The sequence below is a fragment of the Wolbachia endosymbiont (group A) of Andrena fulva genome, from assembly GCF_964026815.1.
In the GTDB taxonomy this organism is placed as follows: Bacteria; Pseudomonadota; Alphaproteobacteria; order Rickettsiales; family Anaplasmataceae; genus Wolbachia; species Wolbachia pipientis.
In genome coordinates, this window is sequence record NZ_OZ034701.1 from 151,010 (window position 1) to 165,980 (window position 14,971).

Below are 14,971 nucleotides of genomic sequence, written 5' to 3' on the forward strand. Positions count from 1 at the left end.
AAATTAAAACTAGAAAAATGTTATGGTTACAGACACTAAAGATCCTTTCAAAGACTATTTTGATTTTTTAGGATTTAGAAAACTTTCTGACCAGCCCAGTAGAATTTTGAGCTCTATAAGAAAGTATTCTGGTACTATATCGATAGCAAGTACCATTGCTACTCTTATAGCATTTACTGCCTTTTCTATTCATCCTGTTACAGTAAGTATTGCTGGGTTTGCGTTCACGCCAGCACCTCTTGCCTTTATTCCTCTTATAGTTCTCTTATTTACTGCTGTTATAAACTTTATAAATACACAAAAAATAAAAGAGAATGAAATAGATAAAAAAATAGGAAACTATCAAGTTGATGAACAGTACAGCCAGATTGCTCAAGAAGCTAAAAAAATTGAAATTGTAACAAATTTAGATCGTAAGAGGAAAAAGCTTTCAATAGTTTTACCAATTTCTAAGACGCAGAGAGAAATACTAGAAGATATAGAAGCAGAAAATAGAAATAGGATTCTCTTGTTTACTGGATCATATGTATTTGGTACTATTATAGTAGTTTCAGCAATATCACAATCCATTAATGCTCCAATAATATTAATAGCTTTATTAGTCGCTATTCTTTTATGCATCATATCAACACTTAGCAATCTAATAAGTAATAGCGTGGATCATGAAAATCATACTATTAGAAAACACAGTTCTTTAGGTCTTCTATTTCCATACTGGTCTGGAAAGGGCATGGTTGTATCAGTAGTAGAAAATAAGCTTGGTAAAAGGGAAAATGAACTAATATCTCTAATGAAAAAACTACTTAGTCCGCTTTGCAACTCATTTGACAGTAACCTTAAAAAAGCTTGCGATTTACTTGATAATAGTCTTTTAAAGCCTGCAAATATTAACATTAAAGAAACGCTTGATCACCTAAAAAAAATCAGAGAAGACATCAAAAAAGATTTAGATTGGCTACATGCAGAAATTTCAGAAGTTTTAAACAACACTAAAGAATTGACAAAAAAAGCACATTCACTAGATATTGAAGGTACTTTTTCTAGGTTAGAGAATGCTATTAAAATTGCTGAAGATAAAATTGAACGATTTGAACCAAGCCGCCTTGTAGGCTGGCTTCGATCAACTACGCAGTCTAATGATAACGAGTTCCTTAGCATGCTAGAAAAGTTAAAAGAGGATGCAGAAAAGGAGAAAATAGAATTGAAAGAACAATTAAAAAAAGTAACCGATGAACTAGAAGAGTTAAAAAATAAACAAACTCAACCAAGTACGCCTGATTCAGGAGCTAAAAATGAAAATAGTACTAATAATTTATTAACATTAGAAAATAAAGTCAAAGAACTACGTGACACAGTTAGAGCTGGAAGCAGAACAAAATAAGCTGCAGCAAAAGAAGGAAAAGTTAGAGCAAAAAAAATCTGAACAAGAAAAAACAGATGAATGGAAAGAAAAAATCAATGGCAACCCAAGTGACTTTCTATATTATTTATTAGAATCTATTAAGCTGGAAGAAAAAGATAATAAAGAAAAAAAGGTTGAGGCAACATTACGGGATTTTGATAACAAAATAATAATTCACTGGAAAGATGGCTCTCAAACAATTTGCCATATTAAAAAACAAGGTGATCTTCCTAGTACAAAAGTTGATTTTGTAGATCAAAATATTCAAGCAGCATTTGCAGTAGCTCACGCGGGGTAGTTGTTATAGACCACTTAGAAGTAACCTTAAGTGTTAATAATGATAAAGAGAAATTAAGGTTAGACACCTATATAGCTGAAAAATGCAACATATCACGCAGCAAAGCGCAAAGATTGATACAAAATGAGCAGGTGAAATTACTTGGCACACCGATAATTAATAATGACTACATAGTAAAACCAGATGAAGAGTATGTGGTGCATCTCGTTCAACCTGACATATCCACATCAATTGAGCCTAATTATGACATAAAACTTGATATCGTCTATGAAGATGAGGACATTATAGTTCTGAGTAAACAAAGTGGATTAACAGTGCACCCAGGTGCTGGGACAAACAATGATACGCTTTTGAACGCAGTTATCGCTCACCTTGATGTAAGACCAGGAATTGTTCATAGACTCGATAAAGATACTAGTGGGCTAATGGTAATTGCAAAAAATGAAGCAGCCCATAGTTTTTTGTCTGAATTGTTATCGAATCGCAAAATAAAGCGGGAATACTTAGCAGTAGTTTGGGGAATATTATCTTCCCAGCAGGGAACTATAGAAACTAACATTGCTCCAAAGCGTGGTAATAAAGAAATGATGTGTGTTACAAAAACAACGGGCAAATTAGCAATCACTCATTACTCAGTAGAGAAAGTTATAGGACAAGCAAGCCTCGTTAAATGCACTTTAGAAACAGGTAGAACGCACCAAATTCGAGTCCACATGAGCCACATAGGACATTCTATAGTTGGTGATCAAGTTTATGGGAAAAATAGTAGTAAAAGCACAAAATATGCTAAAAACTCTAGTTTTATTCGTAATTTCAATAGACAAGCACTACATGCTTATACACTGGGCTTATATCACCCCAAAAGTAAGGGATACATGGAATTTGTCTCTGATTTACCGCAAGATATAAAAACTTTAATTGGTGAGTTTGACAACATATCTTAATAACATTCGTATTAACCTGTCAATATTATCATCCATGTTATCAGGAAGTTAATTAATGAAAGAAAAACTGCTGCACTACCTAGATCTTTCACCTTTTTTGAAAGTATGTGTTGTTCACTGGAAATACGCTCAATTGTCGTTTCAAAAGCAGTGTTAACAATTTCCACAATTAACACCAGGAATAGACTGCTTATCATTACTGCACGTTCTAGATTACTTACATCCAAAACAAACAAAATTGAGACACATACTATAAAAAGCAGTAACTCCTGTCTGAACGCAATTTCTGATATAAAAGCTGATTTTATTCCTTCACAAGAGTATTGAATTGCTTTTATTAGACGAATAATGCCCTTCTTCATTATTATTCACAAAACCCTTTAATCAAAATTTTAACTCATTTGGATTTGCTACACCCTATAACATTTTTATCATTTGTTCACCCTATTGGTTTTGAAATTAAGATTTACTGCAACTACAATAAGTACTCTTATCATCACATTTTGGTGTTAAGTCGGGATAGAACATGAGTATAGCATCATTCTTTCTTACAAACACTGATTGATAATCGTCATCTTCCATTTTATACAGGCACATTCCATCCTTTCCTAATTCCTTAAACGCCTTAGTTGCAGAAATTAAAATATCATCAGCATGAAGGTTATATGCGTATCCATTTGGGCATTTAACTTTCACTTCCCCATCCTTACCTAAATATTTCATTCCAAATGTATAAACTGGCGGCTTAATATCTGATTTATTGCATAGGGACTTATCATTCCAAATTGCACCTGCCCATTTATCTTCTTGAGCTTCAACATATCTACCTACAAAATGCATGCCACCTAATTTATCGTTTGGCTCACCACAAAAAATATGTCCAAACCCTACAGTTTCTTTTTCACTTCCACTATTTGTAAACCAAATGTTAGCCAGCTCATCTTTAAATAACTCCAAATCCGCATCTGGTGTGACAATTTGATGATCAAGCTCATCATATATTCCTTTCACTACTTCTTGATGCTGCGGACAACTAAGTAAAATTTTGAAATCTTCTTTATCTGGATGTGCTCCCCAATCTCCACAAACTTTCAACACTCCTCTATCGAAGTCAGTTAATTCTGGAAACGGTGGTATATAACCTGGTTGTGAACTGAAAAATGGTTCAAAATTGACCTCAACATTTTCTTCTACATAGCCGGTGTGAAAATAATGATCCATAATATAAAAAATAAACCCTATTATTGGTATTATTAAACACAAAATTAGTTTAACTGTCTTCGACATAATCACGTTCACAAAAAAGCTAGCTTACAAGAAACAATTTAAAAAAGTTTTAATCTAATCATTTTTGCAGAGCAGCAACTCCTGGCATTTCGTCACCACCCAGCCAACTTAAAAACGCTCCTCCACCAGTGGAAACACATGTAAAATCCTTATCGGTAAGGCCTGCAGCGCTTATTGCAGATAGACTATCACCTCCCCCTATTATGCTGGTTAACTTTCCTTTGTGCGTTAAGTCACTTACGACTTTCATTACCCCTATTGTACCATTTGCAAAAGCTGAATGTTCAAAAACACCAATAGGTCCATTCCACAGCAGAGTCTTACTGCTCGCTATTATACTGCTTATTGTACTCAAAGTTTGTGATCCGATATCCAAAATTATATCACCGTCCAAAATGGACTCAGTTTTTCTTGAAATACTAGTGCTGTAATCAGAGTTTACTGCAACCAGAACGTCTTCTGGCACAACTATTTTGCAATTGTTTTTATTTGCTGTTTCAACAATATTATGTAGAAGGTCGTCAACACCATTTTGAAAGAAAGATTTCCCTATATTTACTTTGCTAAATGACAAAAAATTATTGGCTATTGCACCACCTAGAACTAGGTAATCAACCTTTTCTGTTAGCTTCATAAGCACTTTTATTTTAGTTGATATTTTAGCTCCCCCAACTATCGCAGTAATAGGTTTAGCTTTAAACGATACAGCTTTTTCAAGACACTTTAGCTCATCTTGTAAGCAAAATCCCGCGTAGGAAGGTAAAAACTCTGTAATGCGTGAAATAGAAGCGTGAGCTCTGTGAGAGCAAGAAAATGCATCATTGACATATGTATCCGCCAGAGATGCTAATTGTCTGGCAAAGTTTGCATCATTCTCCTTTTCACCTTCATAAAATCTTAGATTCTCTAGTAATATTATATCTCCTGCATCCATAGCACTCACTGCTTTTTGCACTTTTTCACCAACGCAATCATCAATGAATTTCACTTTTTTATTTAGTAACTGTGATAAAGTGTCAATTATATTTTTTAGTGACAGATTATCGTCTCTAGCCTTTGGGCGTCCGAAATGCGATATAATAATAATCTTTGCACTCGCATTCACTAAATAATGAATAGTAGGCAATGCTCTCAAAATACGAGTGACATCACGAATTTCTCCATCTTTTATAGGAACATTGAAGTCAACTCTGAGTAAGACGGTTTTATTGTGAAGATCACAATTTTCTATACTGGGTATATTCATTGTAAAACTAAAGCTATAAAGCCACTATACAGCAGTTTGACCTAAAGTAAAGTTTTGAGTTATACGAACGTTTAAGGAAATTTGCACGCCAAACGCTTGACACTGGAACCTTATCGTCATGCCACCACGAACCGTCATACCGCGATTCATTCGCGGTATCTCTAGATCCCGCTAACAAGCAGCGGGATGACGATTGTCAGGGTGTCATCCCAGCGCCCCTATGATGTCATTTAAGTAGCTGACACTGGTTCCTTTATGATGGCAGTGCCCCTATGGTGTCATTCCAGTGCTTGACACTGGAATCCAGCCTTTCCATAATCATCAAAACATTGTATTTTAACGTAAAACAGCTATTTTTATGCTCACCAACTTAATAAAATTCCTGGATTCCAGCGTCACGCGCTGGAATGACATCACAGGAGCACTGGAATGACACCATTTGTTGTGTTTAACAAAGTTCGTACTTAGCTTCATGTTAGCTATAAATATTAAGAAATTTACCAAATGAAAAAAAAGGCAAAAGAAGCCCCGTGGTGGTTGGCTATTTACTATGTACTAAAATATCGGCGTTTTTTTATTCTAAAACGCTTGATTAAGAGCGATTTAGCTGCTTTTAACTTGCAACTAACCTACACCGCAAGTGTTTAAGAAATTTACTAAGCAGGAAAAAAGGCAAAGAAACCCCGTAGTAGCTAGCATTCAAATTCTCCCTTGTCAATTTGACGTTTTTTGCTGTCTTAAACGCTTTGTAAGCGCGTTTCGGCTTATATAGGTAAAAATCTAAAAATTTTTAAAGACATGCGATGCACGTAGTGCGAAAAATTAAACATGAGACGCCAAATACCCTAAGTTTTTTGTCATTAACCTGCACAGATTGCGAAGATAAATAAATAGCTTCAGTTTCATGATAAGGGGGTTGGCGGAGTTTGTCAAGTAAGTTTTTCGTTTAATCCGTTTCTTGATTTAGGTGCCCTTGACTTCCGGCTGGGTCGAATTTGTATAGCTACATTGTCGGTAAATCTAAATTGCTTTAATGATTTTGATTGAAAAATAGTTTTTCTATTATATAAATGCTACTTTAGGGTAATCAAAATGGAAGACGATAAATATAGCCTAGGTTTAAGAGTTATCCATTGGTTGATGGCTGTTTTTATTATCGGTATGCTTTGTTCTGGACTTTATATGAAAAGCCTGCCACTTAGCAATGAAATTAAGTTCAACATATACGCTATTCATAAGGCTTGCGGTATCACTATTCTTGGATTAATCATAGTACGCATATTTTTTCGCGTCTTTACTTATGTTCCACCACTTCCAGCAAATTTTTCTCGGTTTGTAATCAATATAAGTAAAGCAGTACACTTTGGTTTATATTCTTTAATGGTGCTAATGCCACTATCTGGCTATGTCATGTCTTCTGCTTCTGGCAAACAGATCAAATATTTTTTTCATATCCCTTTGTTGATTAATCAAAACAAAGATCTAGCTAACACGGCTAACGAGCTACATTCGATGCTTGCATATTTTATGGTACTCTTTATAATCTTACATATACTTGGCGCCTTAAAACACACATTTATAGATAAACAAAACATTTTTAAACGTATGATATAGGTTATATGTTAAGTAGCCTCTGGAAAAAAGGAACAGATTTTCTTGGCAGTGAGTTTGCTATAATGGGTGGTGCTATGAGCTGGGTTTCAGAGAGAAACTTGGTCTCAGCAATCTCAAACGCTGGTGGTTTTGGTGTGATTGCATGTGGTGCAATGTTCCCAGACTTACTGGAAAAAGAAATCATAGAGACACAAAAATTAACTAACAAGCCATTTGGTGTAAACCTAATTACTATGCACCCAAAGTTGAGTGAGTTGATAGATGTGTGTATTGAAACGAAAGTGAGCCATATAGTGCTTGCCGGTGGACTGCCAACAAAGCCTAATATAGAAAAAATCAAGGGTGCAGGCATTAAAGTTATGTGCTTTGCACCAGCATTAAGCCTTGCGAAAAGGTTAGTAAAAATGGGAGTAGATGCATTAATAATAGAAGGAATGGAAGCAGGTGGGCATATAGGTCCAGTTAGCACTTCTGTTCTTGCACAAGAGATATTGCCTCATTTTAAAAATGAACAAATACCAGTGTTTGTTGCAGGTGGAATAGGAAGAGGTGAAATGATAGTTAATTACCTGGAAATGGGAGCAAGTGGCTGTCAAATAGGTACATTATTTGTCTGCACTAATGAGTCAATTGCCCACAAAAATTTTAAGGAAGTGTTTATTAAATCGGCCGCACGTAATGCAATACCTTCTGTACAGATAAGTGCTGATTTTCCTGTAATTCCTGTAAGAGCTATAGCCAACAAAGCAAGCGATGACTTCATGAAGCGTCAAAAAGAAGTTATTGATGAATACCAAAAGGGACAGATCTCAAAAGAAGATGGGCAGCTTGAAATAGAAAAGTTCTGGGCTGGAGCTTTAAGAAGGGCAGTGATTGAAGGAGATGTTGAAACAGGATCTTTAATGGCCGGCCAAAGTGTTGGCATGGTTGATAGGGAAAAGCCTGTAAAAGAAGTAGTGGATATGTTAGTTCAACAAGCAAAGAATCATATTAATAGCAAATCTGTAGAAGTAGAAAGCCCAGAAAGCAAATAGTTAAGCGACCTTCCAATAAGCAAGTTGCCGCAATTATTTATAATATGGCATAATTGCCCAGTTTTAATGTAAAATTAACGCTAAAGAGGTATCTATACATTTTATTATGTATGGAGGAATGTTATGCACAGTCCCTTTAAAAAACCTAAGAGTAAGGAAGGAGATATTAACCAACAATTGAGCAACACTATATACAGAAAGGTAACAGCAGAAAATTATCAAGAAAATCAAGATGAGACTTCCAAAGAATGCAAAAGGTTGTTCAAGCAGGGAGCTAGTCCTAAAACATTGGCTGAATTGGAAAAAATACTGAGAGAACGACAAAATGAGCAGGCTATTGCAAAACACTTAGAGTCATCCAAGCAAGGAACTAGTCCTGAAGCATTAGCTGAGTTAGAAAAATCAGTGGGGAAAAAAAGAGAACATTATAATAATTATATCCAACACTTTCTTCCAGCGTTGAAAGCAGAAATAACAGAGTCAAAAAAACTAGACTCAAAAAAAAAGGCAGCAATAGTACAAACAATTTTGGATATTACTAACAGGAGCAGCAGTGTAAGCTCAATACCAAATGCTGTTGAAGAAAATATTGAAGATCAAATGCAGCTAAAACATATTGAAGAGCAAAACAACACACAAGAAACACCCTTGAATGTAGCTGAGAAAAAAAGTGGTGATAATAAAATACTTAGTAATTCAGATGTTACAGAGGAAGTGTTTGAAAAATATAGCAAGGTTGTGAAAGAAATAGAGGAGAAGCAAACTTCTAAACTCAGTAGTGGCAATGACTCAGATAGTGGAATAGACTCACCTGGACTGAGTGAAAAAAACTCGATATCACCAATAAATAGTAGAAAAAACAGTTTAACATCAATAGCAAGCACTTCATCTGAGGAAAGTTTAAACTCAACATTGAGCTCTGTTGAAGAAGATAATGGCTTACAACCAGAGGGTGGAGAAAAAACTGAGTTATTAGAATCAAATTTGGAATCCCCAAAAGAAAACGAGACTCAAGTGCAGCCAGAGCAGACTGTAAAAAAAGAGCCAAAAATGCAAGAAAATGAAAACTCAGATGGTCAAGCAAATCCAGATCAAGTTAAGAAAGATATCCTACTTAAAAACCAACCCAATAACAGAAATCTTCACGTTGCACTTGTAGCAGGTTGTGCTCTCTCCACAATAGGGTGCATTGTTGCAGGAGCAATGACATCAGGATTGATAGGAGCAGGACTACTTGCTATGGTTGCAGTGCTTGCTATAGCAGCAGTAGCTGAATTGCATTCAAACTTCCTATCAAGTAAATTAACATCCATTAATGTGAGTCCTCTTGTTGATGATAAGAGCTTACAGCATGTTCGCAGCGGTAAAAATTAAATATGTGTTACTTGTAGTGGATAAGTGAATTCAGTTCTTGCCTATTGATATAAAAGTTGTTATATTTGAGGAATGTTTAAAAGGTGTTTAGTTGATGCGCATTCAATTGAATAAAGTTTTGGTTTTTATAGCCTTATTAAGTTTCGTTTTTGCATCATATTCTAGCGAAGCAAGTTCGGCGAGTGATGAATTAAAGGGTATACAAGAAACGGTAAAAAATTTTATTTCTTCATTTTCAGTTAAAGATACTGTAGAAAATATGAGTCCTTCAACAATCATAGGGTTGTGTATAGCTGCAGTGATACTTGCAGTAGTGTTCAGAGGTCTAATCTTTTTTATGATAATGTTTGGTGTACTGGTCCTGATGTTCGGTAGTACAGAAAAGGCAACAGACTACTTAAAAGAAAAATTTAACTTTGCAAAAGATATAAAATTACAATCCGATAGCGAAAAAAAAGATAAAAATTAAGATAGTATTTTTATCTTTTTTAATTATCTTTATTGAATACGCATATGCAGTTAAAAGTACCAACAGTTAACTCTAAGATTAAAAAAAAGAACAACTTAGCATTACTAGAAAGCATTGATTTAGATTTTGTTCCTTATGCTTGTCATTACGATGAAGAAACCATACTAACAAAACAGGGAGAATTGTTAAAAATAATCAAGTTAGAAGATTATTCTTCTGTTGATAACTACAGCGACCTCAGAACTGAAATTAGAAAAAGCATATCAAAAAATATTAATAGCCTGTATTTTACCGTTTGGATTCATACCGTTAGAAAGCGCAATAAACTGAGCTTGAAATGGAATAAAACTGAAGACTTCTCTGACAACCTACATTCAACGTGGTTTAATAAACTAACTGATAGTAAATTACAGTATATAAATGAACTATACATTGTAATATTGTTTAGCGATTTTGGCAAGCATACTAATAATTCGTTTTTTTTCAATAGAATAAAGAATAAGCATAAGTTGTCTTTACAAGAAAGCCATCAGGAGTTGCAAAAGATAACTGACGTAATTCAAAATGATTTAGGACCTTTTGGAGCTAAAAAACTGAGTCTAAGGTTTAGTGAAGGTAAAATATATTCTGAAATGATAGAATTTCTCCACTATATTGTTACATTAACGCACAAAGATTATCCAATACATGAAAGGGACCTGTCGCAATATATTAGAAATTTTAAAATAGCTTTTGGTTTCAATACGTTTCAAACAATATTTGAAAATCAACAGAAATTTGGCTCTATTTTCAGCATAAAAGAATACCGGGAAATCTCTTTAGGTAATATAGATAGATGCTTGCAGCTTGAATCTGAATTTATCATTACAGAAATAATGATATTTACTAGTAATAACAAAGCAATAAAAGAATTTAAAAAACAAATCAACATGCTGCAAATTAGTGAGGATAATACCTTACTTAAAAGCTCAGGAATTGAAGAAATAATAGAGCTTGAAAAGACCTCTAGTATAGACTTCTGCCAACAGAAAATTATTTTTACAATATTTGCAGATGATAGGAATAAGTTAGCTGAAAGTATTAGTGATTTATCTTCTATAATGTCATTAGTTGGCTTCATGATGTTTAGAACTGATTTACATATGGAAAGTCATTTTTGGGCACAACTTCCAGGCAATTTTGCTTTTATTACGCAACCGAAAAATATCTTAACAAAATACGCTTGCAGCTTTGCTATGCTGCACGATTTTACGTCAGGTACATTAAAAGGAAGAAGGTGGAAAGAAGCGGTAATGATTTTTTTCTCAAAAAAAGGAAATCCTTACTTCTTTAATTTTCATGGAAAAAGAAATAATGGCCATACTACGATACTCGGAGCTCCAAATTCAGGCAGAACTTCACTCATTAATTTTCTATTATCAGAATCAAGAAAGTTTAACCCAAGAATTGTCATATTGGATAACACTGGAAAATCAATAATTTTTACTAAAGCAGTGAGTGGTAAATATTACATAATCGATCCAAAATATAAGGACAAAAGCCTAAAATTTAATCCACTAAACATTGAAGATAGTGCTTCCAATCGCAATATGTTGGTTGAACTGATCAGAAGAATGGTAGCCGATACGAGCTTGGTGGACGTAGAAGAAAAGATAAGAAAAATTGTGGATTCTATATTTGCTATACCCAAGGAATCACGTTCTATTTCACAAATTTCTGAGGTGCTCTTGCTCCTTGGGGGTAAGATAAGTAGATGGTGTGACGATGGTGACTTTGCTTACTTATTTCAAGATGGTAATGAATCAGATATTGACTGGGAAACAAAAATTATATCTCTCAACACCGCAAACCTTACAAAACAAAAGGAATGTATGTCCGTGATACTTTACTATTTTTTATATTCTTTTGAGGCAAAATGTGATGGCTCGCCTGCAATACTTGTTTTGGATGAAGCATGGGAGATAAGTAATATTTTTCCTACAGAGAAAGAGTTTGATAACTGGATGCAAAGAATGACGGAACTAAATGTTGTAGTAATCCTAAGTACTGAAAATTTAAATCTCGCATTTGCTAGCAAATTTACTCAATATTTAGATAAACATGTTGATACAAGAATCTTGATGCCGAACGTCAATGCAAATAGATTATACATGAAAGCATTTTCTTTATCAAAAGAGGAGCTGAATATAATTCTGCAGACGCCAACGCAGGAAGGTTTATTTTTGATAAAACAGTATAAAGGATTAGTAACTTTAAATTTAGATTTAAAGAATATGCAAGAAATACATGTACTTTCAGCTAACAAAGAGACGATAAAGTATATGTATGAGGCAATAAAAGAAAAAGGAGAAGAAGTTAATGAGTGGTTACCGGTATTTTATGAGAAGTGTAAAGCTTAATTTCTTATTGATATTTTTTTTGATACTTGGTCTTTCGTATCAAGGATATGCTGATTGTCCAACATTTGTAGAAAGTAATACTTGGTGGGAAGCAATAGTTGGTGGAGATTGGGTAAAGGAAATTAAGGTGCAAGCAATAAAAGATCAAGGAGTTGATGGTTACTTTAATCCCAAAATTAGAGTATGTGCTTATGATGGACAAAGTTATTGTTATGACTTACAAAGTGGGGAATCCTGCCGCCAGATATATGGAACGCAAGGTACAGGAGCTGGAGTTTCTGCTGCAGCTTTTATTGATTGGGAAGGGGATAAAACAAAAGCTGGAGGAGAAATTGCTCGGGGTCTTAAATGGGAATGGGCAGACGGTGTTACTGATGAGGAAAAAAGAAGATTCGCTAACTCTCCTAGAATATGTGCTTGCAGTCAAAAAGGGGCTTGTATGTCAGGAATTTCTTCATGGGGTTCTAGAGTATTTTCGGGTGAGAATATTTTTCGTCCTGGGGAGATGGAAAAAGTCTGTGATACCTGCTACCAAACGGCAGTAAAATGTGCTCCCGTGCCACTTGCACCTAGCCCCCCTCCATTCTGTGAACAACTTGCGATGTCACCTCCACAAGTTAGAATTATCCCTATAACACATGAAGACAATGATTACTTTGACCCTAAGGTTAAGGTAATAGCTGGTGATCTAATAGAAGAAGACGGAAAGATTGGAGAAAAATTAGATTTCCCTAAAGAGTATGGAAAAGATAAAGCTAAGGAACACCCTATTACAGACAAATATGGCACCACGTATGACTTCAAAACCTATAGAGAAAAAGATAAGCTCTGCGCTGAATACCTTGGAACTCAAAGTATAAATGAACAAAATCCACAGTTCGTCCGCTGTTTTCCTGCACCACCTGCTCCAGAACCTGAGATAGTGGAGATAGTAAATAAAAATACATTGAAAGTAGAAATGAAGATGAGTGAGAGCACTTGTGCTAAAGCACATGGAACCTATAGTAATGGTTCCTGTACTTTTAATGTTAATACTGACCTCAACCATCCTATAAACATTGGCCCCCTATCTTTAAAAGTAGTAAAACCAGCAATAGTAGCAAAAACAACTGATAGTAATATTGATAATATTATAGAAGGTATATTAGAAAGTAATCCGCAACAATTTAAAGTTCTGAAAGAATATGGCTATGTTCCTGATGTGCAAATTAAATGTTCTAAAGGCGGAAGTTTTTATAGTTTTAATGATTTTGAGAAAAAGTTAAAAGACAAATCTATTCAATGTGAATTTAATAACTCTGGGCAGCCGGAAATAGAAGTAAAGTATAAAGGAAATTCTAACAGTAAAATGCTTTGTCTTTCTGGATGGCAGCCAGAACCAGAGGAGTTTGTTCTTAAAAGAGAAAATAAAATAATACCACTAAAATTAATGGGAACAAGATATACTAAATACAATGCTGTTTACTCCAAGGAATTAAATCAGTTCTATTATCTTCCAAGCAAGGAAAATAAAAGAGCCGATCTCTTAAACAGAGATCAGAGTGAGTTAGATAAAATAATATTCAATAAACAAGGGTATGTTTTCTTCCCTGATGAAAATGAGCAGAAGAAGGGAGAATGCAGTTACTGTGTAAAAAGAAATGATGAGATAGACGATACATTTAAATCTAGTAAAGGACTGAAAGTAGTATACAAATTGACGGATGTAGAGCATAGAGAAAAATGTAATCAAGGTGATGATGGTTGTATCTGCTTTACTGGAACATGCAGCCGTTCAACACGATATGTAGACAAAGAAAACACTCAACCTTTTTATACAAAGATTTCACAAAATACAAATGGCGTTGTCACACAACAAGAAGCACCAATTAAAGCAAACAGAACGGAGGTCTTTTACGCTGATAAATTGTGTAGGTTCGATTTAGAAGGTCTCAAAAAGAAATTAAAAGAAAAATTAAAAGAGATAATCAAGGAACATCTGAAAAATAAGAAACCAGATCTTGAAAAAAATAATGAAAAATCCTATGATCATAAAAATAAAGATGTTTATACAGATGACTTATCAATAAAATTTGATCGTATTAAAATAGAAGCGTGGGGAAGTGGTGAAGCAGGTCATATACAAGGTAGTGGCTGTGACAATCAAAAATGCCATTCTACTGAAAGCAGAGTAGGGATGCCAGGAGATTATATTAAAGCTAAACTGAAAATCGATCCTAATTATCCTATAATTAAGGTGCAAGTCACAGAGGGAGGGGGTAACCAGGAAAGTAACTTCTCAGATAAGGACGGGGGACCTGTTTTCATAGAAATGTGCAATTCGCAGAAGCAACATTGCCAGCAACTGATTACTATTGCAGGTGGAGGTGAGTATAGAACATACGGTGGTAAGGGTTATGAGGAAACAGTAATTCATAAGCAAGATTTAAAGCTAGAGGAGAAAATTGTAAAGGCAGATAAACTGAAGTCTACACAAGACAATCAAATAGCATATATAGAAAATGGTGAAATCAAGTATGAAACAGTAGAGTGTGGAAGTGGTTTGAGAAGCAGTAGATCTGGTGCAGGTGGCTGCATTAATAAAAGCAAAGGAATTTATGGTAAAGGCTCTCCAGGGTATGTGAAGATTAGACCTATTATAAAGGAATTTGACGAAGAAGAAATAAATGCTGCTATTAAAAAAGTAATAGAGGATCTATACGATCTTGAAACTATGACTGATTTTTGGGTAGGGGATCTTAACGTGAATATAAGTGGGATAATTAAAGAGGAAGTCAAAAAAGAATTATCAAGGTAAAAAGATATAGCTCTGGAAATGATGCTCTTGTTTTAATAATTAATTAAAGTAAAGCATGTAGTAAATGGTGTAATTGCTTTATCTTAACAAAAAGGTATAACGAATGT

At 34.5% G+C, this 14,971-nt stretch carries 13 protein-coding genes; 9 read left to right on the plus strand and 4 right to left on the minus strand.

Annotation, left to right across the window (positions count from 1 at the left end; all coding sequences use genetic code 11):
• Positions 1–22 precede the first annotated feature (22 nt).
• The 3 genes from AAGD84_RS00765 (at position 23) to AAGD84_RS00775 (ending at position 2,644) form a co-directional block, all read left to right on the plus strand.
• Positions 23–1,381, plus strand: a complete 1,359-nt coding sequence (locus AAGD84_RS00765; RefSeq protein ID WP_341818038.1) for a hypothetical protein — start codon at positions 23–25, stop codon at positions 1,379–1,381.
• Positions 1,347–1,700, plus strand: coding sequence for a hypothetical protein (locus tag AAGD84_RS00770; protein WP_341818039.1), 354 nt, complete (start codon positions 1,347–1,349; stop codon positions 1,698–1,700). Before AAGD84_RS00765 ends, AAGD84_RS00770 begins: the two co-directional genes overlap by 35 nt.
• A gap of 71 nt (positions 1,701–1,771) precedes the next feature.
• On the plus strand, positions 1,772–2,644 hold the full coding sequence (locus AAGD84_RS00775; RefSeq protein ID WP_264723477.1) for an RluA family pseudouridine synthase: 873 nt from the start codon (positions 1,772–1,774) through the stop codon (positions 2,642–2,644).
• 11 nt (positions 2,645–2,655) lie between these two features.
• On the opposite strand, the gene AAGD84_RS00780 is transcribed toward AAGD84_RS00775, so the two are convergent.
• The 4 genes from AAGD84_RS00780 to AAGD84_RS00795 all read right to left on the minus strand — a co-directional run bounded on the left by AAGD84_RS00780 (position 2,656) and on the right by AAGD84_RS00795 (position 5,651).
• The gene (locus tag AAGD84_RS00780; protein WP_151807638.1) at positions 2,656–3,006 is read right to left on the minus strand and encodes a diacylglycerol kinase; all 351 of its coding nucleotides are present in this window, start codon (positions 3,004–3,006) and stop codon (positions 2,656–2,658) included.
• Between the two features lie 97 nt (positions 3,007–3,103).
• Positions 3,104–3,865 (minus strand): EndoU domain-containing protein, encoded by a 762-nt coding sequence (locus tag AAGD84_RS00785; RefSeq protein WP_264723103.1) that lies wholly within the window; start codon positions 3,863–3,865, stop codon positions 3,104–3,106.
• A gap of 124 nt (positions 3,866–3,989) precedes the next feature.
• Positions 3,990–5,177: a phosphoglycerate kinase gene (locus AAGD84_RS00790; protein ID WP_265038432.1), complete on the minus strand. Its 1,188-nt coding sequence runs from the start codon at positions 5,175–5,177 to the stop codon at positions 3,990–3,992.
• A gap of 336 nt (positions 5,178–5,513) precedes the next feature.
• Positions 5,514–5,651 (minus strand): hypothetical protein, encoded by a 138-nt coding sequence (locus AAGD84_RS00795; RefSeq protein ID WP_213863637.1) that lies wholly within the window; start codon positions 5,649–5,651, stop codon positions 5,514–5,516.
• A gap of 618 nt (positions 5,652–6,269) precedes the next feature.
• On the opposite strand from AAGD84_RS00795, the gene AAGD84_RS00800 reads away from it, so the two are divergent.
• From AAGD84_RS00800 to AAGD84_RS00825, 6 genes are all read left to right on the plus strand, one after another.
• Positions 6,270–6,791: a cytochrome b gene (locus tag AAGD84_RS00800; RefSeq protein ID WP_010082022.1), complete on the plus strand. Its 522-nt coding sequence runs from the start codon at positions 6,270–6,272 to the stop codon at positions 6,789–6,791.
• Positions 6,792–6,796: 5 nt separating this feature from the next.
• Positions 6,797–7,825 carry an NAD(P)H-dependent flavin oxidoreductase gene (locus AAGD84_RS00805; protein WP_077188405.1) on the plus strand — a complete coding sequence of 343 codons (1,029 nt, stop codon included), beginning with the start codon at positions 6,797–6,799 and terminating at the stop codon, positions 7,823–7,825.
• A 123-nt stretch (positions 7,826–7,948) separates the two neighbouring features.
• Positions 7,949–9,199 (plus strand): hypothetical protein, encoded by a 1,251-nt coding sequence (locus AAGD84_RS00810; RefSeq protein ID WP_265038434.1) that lies wholly within the window; start codon positions 7,949–7,951, stop codon positions 9,197–9,199.
• Between the two features lie 94 nt (positions 9,200–9,293).
• Complete coding sequence (locus AAGD84_RS00815) at positions 9,294–9,668, plus strand: hypothetical protein (RefSeq protein ID WP_265038465.1); 375 nt, start codon at positions 9,294–9,296, stop codon at positions 9,666–9,668.
• Between the two features lie 44 nt (positions 9,669–9,712).
• A complete protein-coding gene (locus tag AAGD84_RS00820; RefSeq protein WP_265038435.1) occupies positions 9,713–12,067 on the plus strand; it encodes a type VI secretion protein in 2,355 nt (784 codons plus the stop codon).
• Positions 12,048–14,864: a hypothetical protein gene (locus AAGD84_RS00825; protein ID WP_341818040.1), complete on the plus strand. Its 2,817-nt coding sequence runs from the start codon at positions 12,048–12,050 to the stop codon at positions 14,862–14,864. Before AAGD84_RS00820 ends, AAGD84_RS00825 begins: the two co-directional genes overlap by 20 nt.
• Positions 14,865–14,971 lie beyond the last annotated feature (107 nt).

What these genes read in the sequence shown, in the direction of transcription:
- AAGD84_RS00765 (WP_341818038.1), top strand. Translation starts at nt 23, where the DNA reads ATGGTTACAGACACTAAAGATCCTTTCAAAGACTATTTTGATTTTTTA.
- AAGD84_RS00780 (WP_151807638.1), bottom strand. Translation starts at nt 3,006, where the DNA reads ATGAAGAAGGGCATTATTCGTCTAATAAAAGCAATTCAATACTCTTGT.
- AAGD84_RS00785 (WP_264723103.1), bottom strand. Translation starts at nt 3,865, where the DNA reads ATGGATCATTATTTTCACACCGGCTATGTAGAAGAAAATGTTGAGGTC.
- AAGD84_RS00790 (WP_265038432.1), bottom strand. Translation starts at nt 5,177, where the DNA reads ATGAATATACCCAGTATAGAAAATTGTGATCTTCACAATAAAACCGTC.
- AAGD84_RS00795 (WP_213863637.1), bottom strand. Translation starts at nt 5,651, where the DNA reads ATGAAGCTAAGTACGAACTTTGTTAAACACAACAAATGGTGTCATTCC.
- AAGD84_RS00800 (WP_010082022.1), top strand. Translation starts at nt 6,270, where the DNA reads ATGGAAGACGATAAATATAGCCTAGGTTTAAGAGTTATCCATTGGTTG.
- AAGD84_RS00805 (WP_077188405.1), top strand. Translation starts at nt 6,797, where the DNA reads ATGTTAAGTAGCCTCTGGAAAAAAGGAACAGATTTTCTTGGCAGTGAG.
- AAGD84_RS00810 (WP_265038434.1), top strand. Translation starts at nt 7,949, where the DNA reads ATGCACAGTCCCTTTAAAAAACCTAAGAGTAAGGAAGGAGATATTAAC.
- AAGD84_RS00815 (WP_265038465.1), top strand. Translation starts at nt 9,294, where the DNA reads ATGCGCATTCAATTGAATAAAGTTTTGGTTTTTATAGCCTTATTAAGT.
- AAGD84_RS00820 (WP_265038435.1), top strand. Translation starts at nt 9,713, where the DNA reads ATGCAGTTAAAAGTACCAACAGTTAACTCTAAGATTAAAAAAAAGAAC.
- AAGD84_RS00825 (WP_341818040.1), top strand. Translation starts at nt 12,048, where the DNA reads ATGAGAAGTGTAAAGCTTAATTTCTTATTGATATTTTTTTTGATACTT.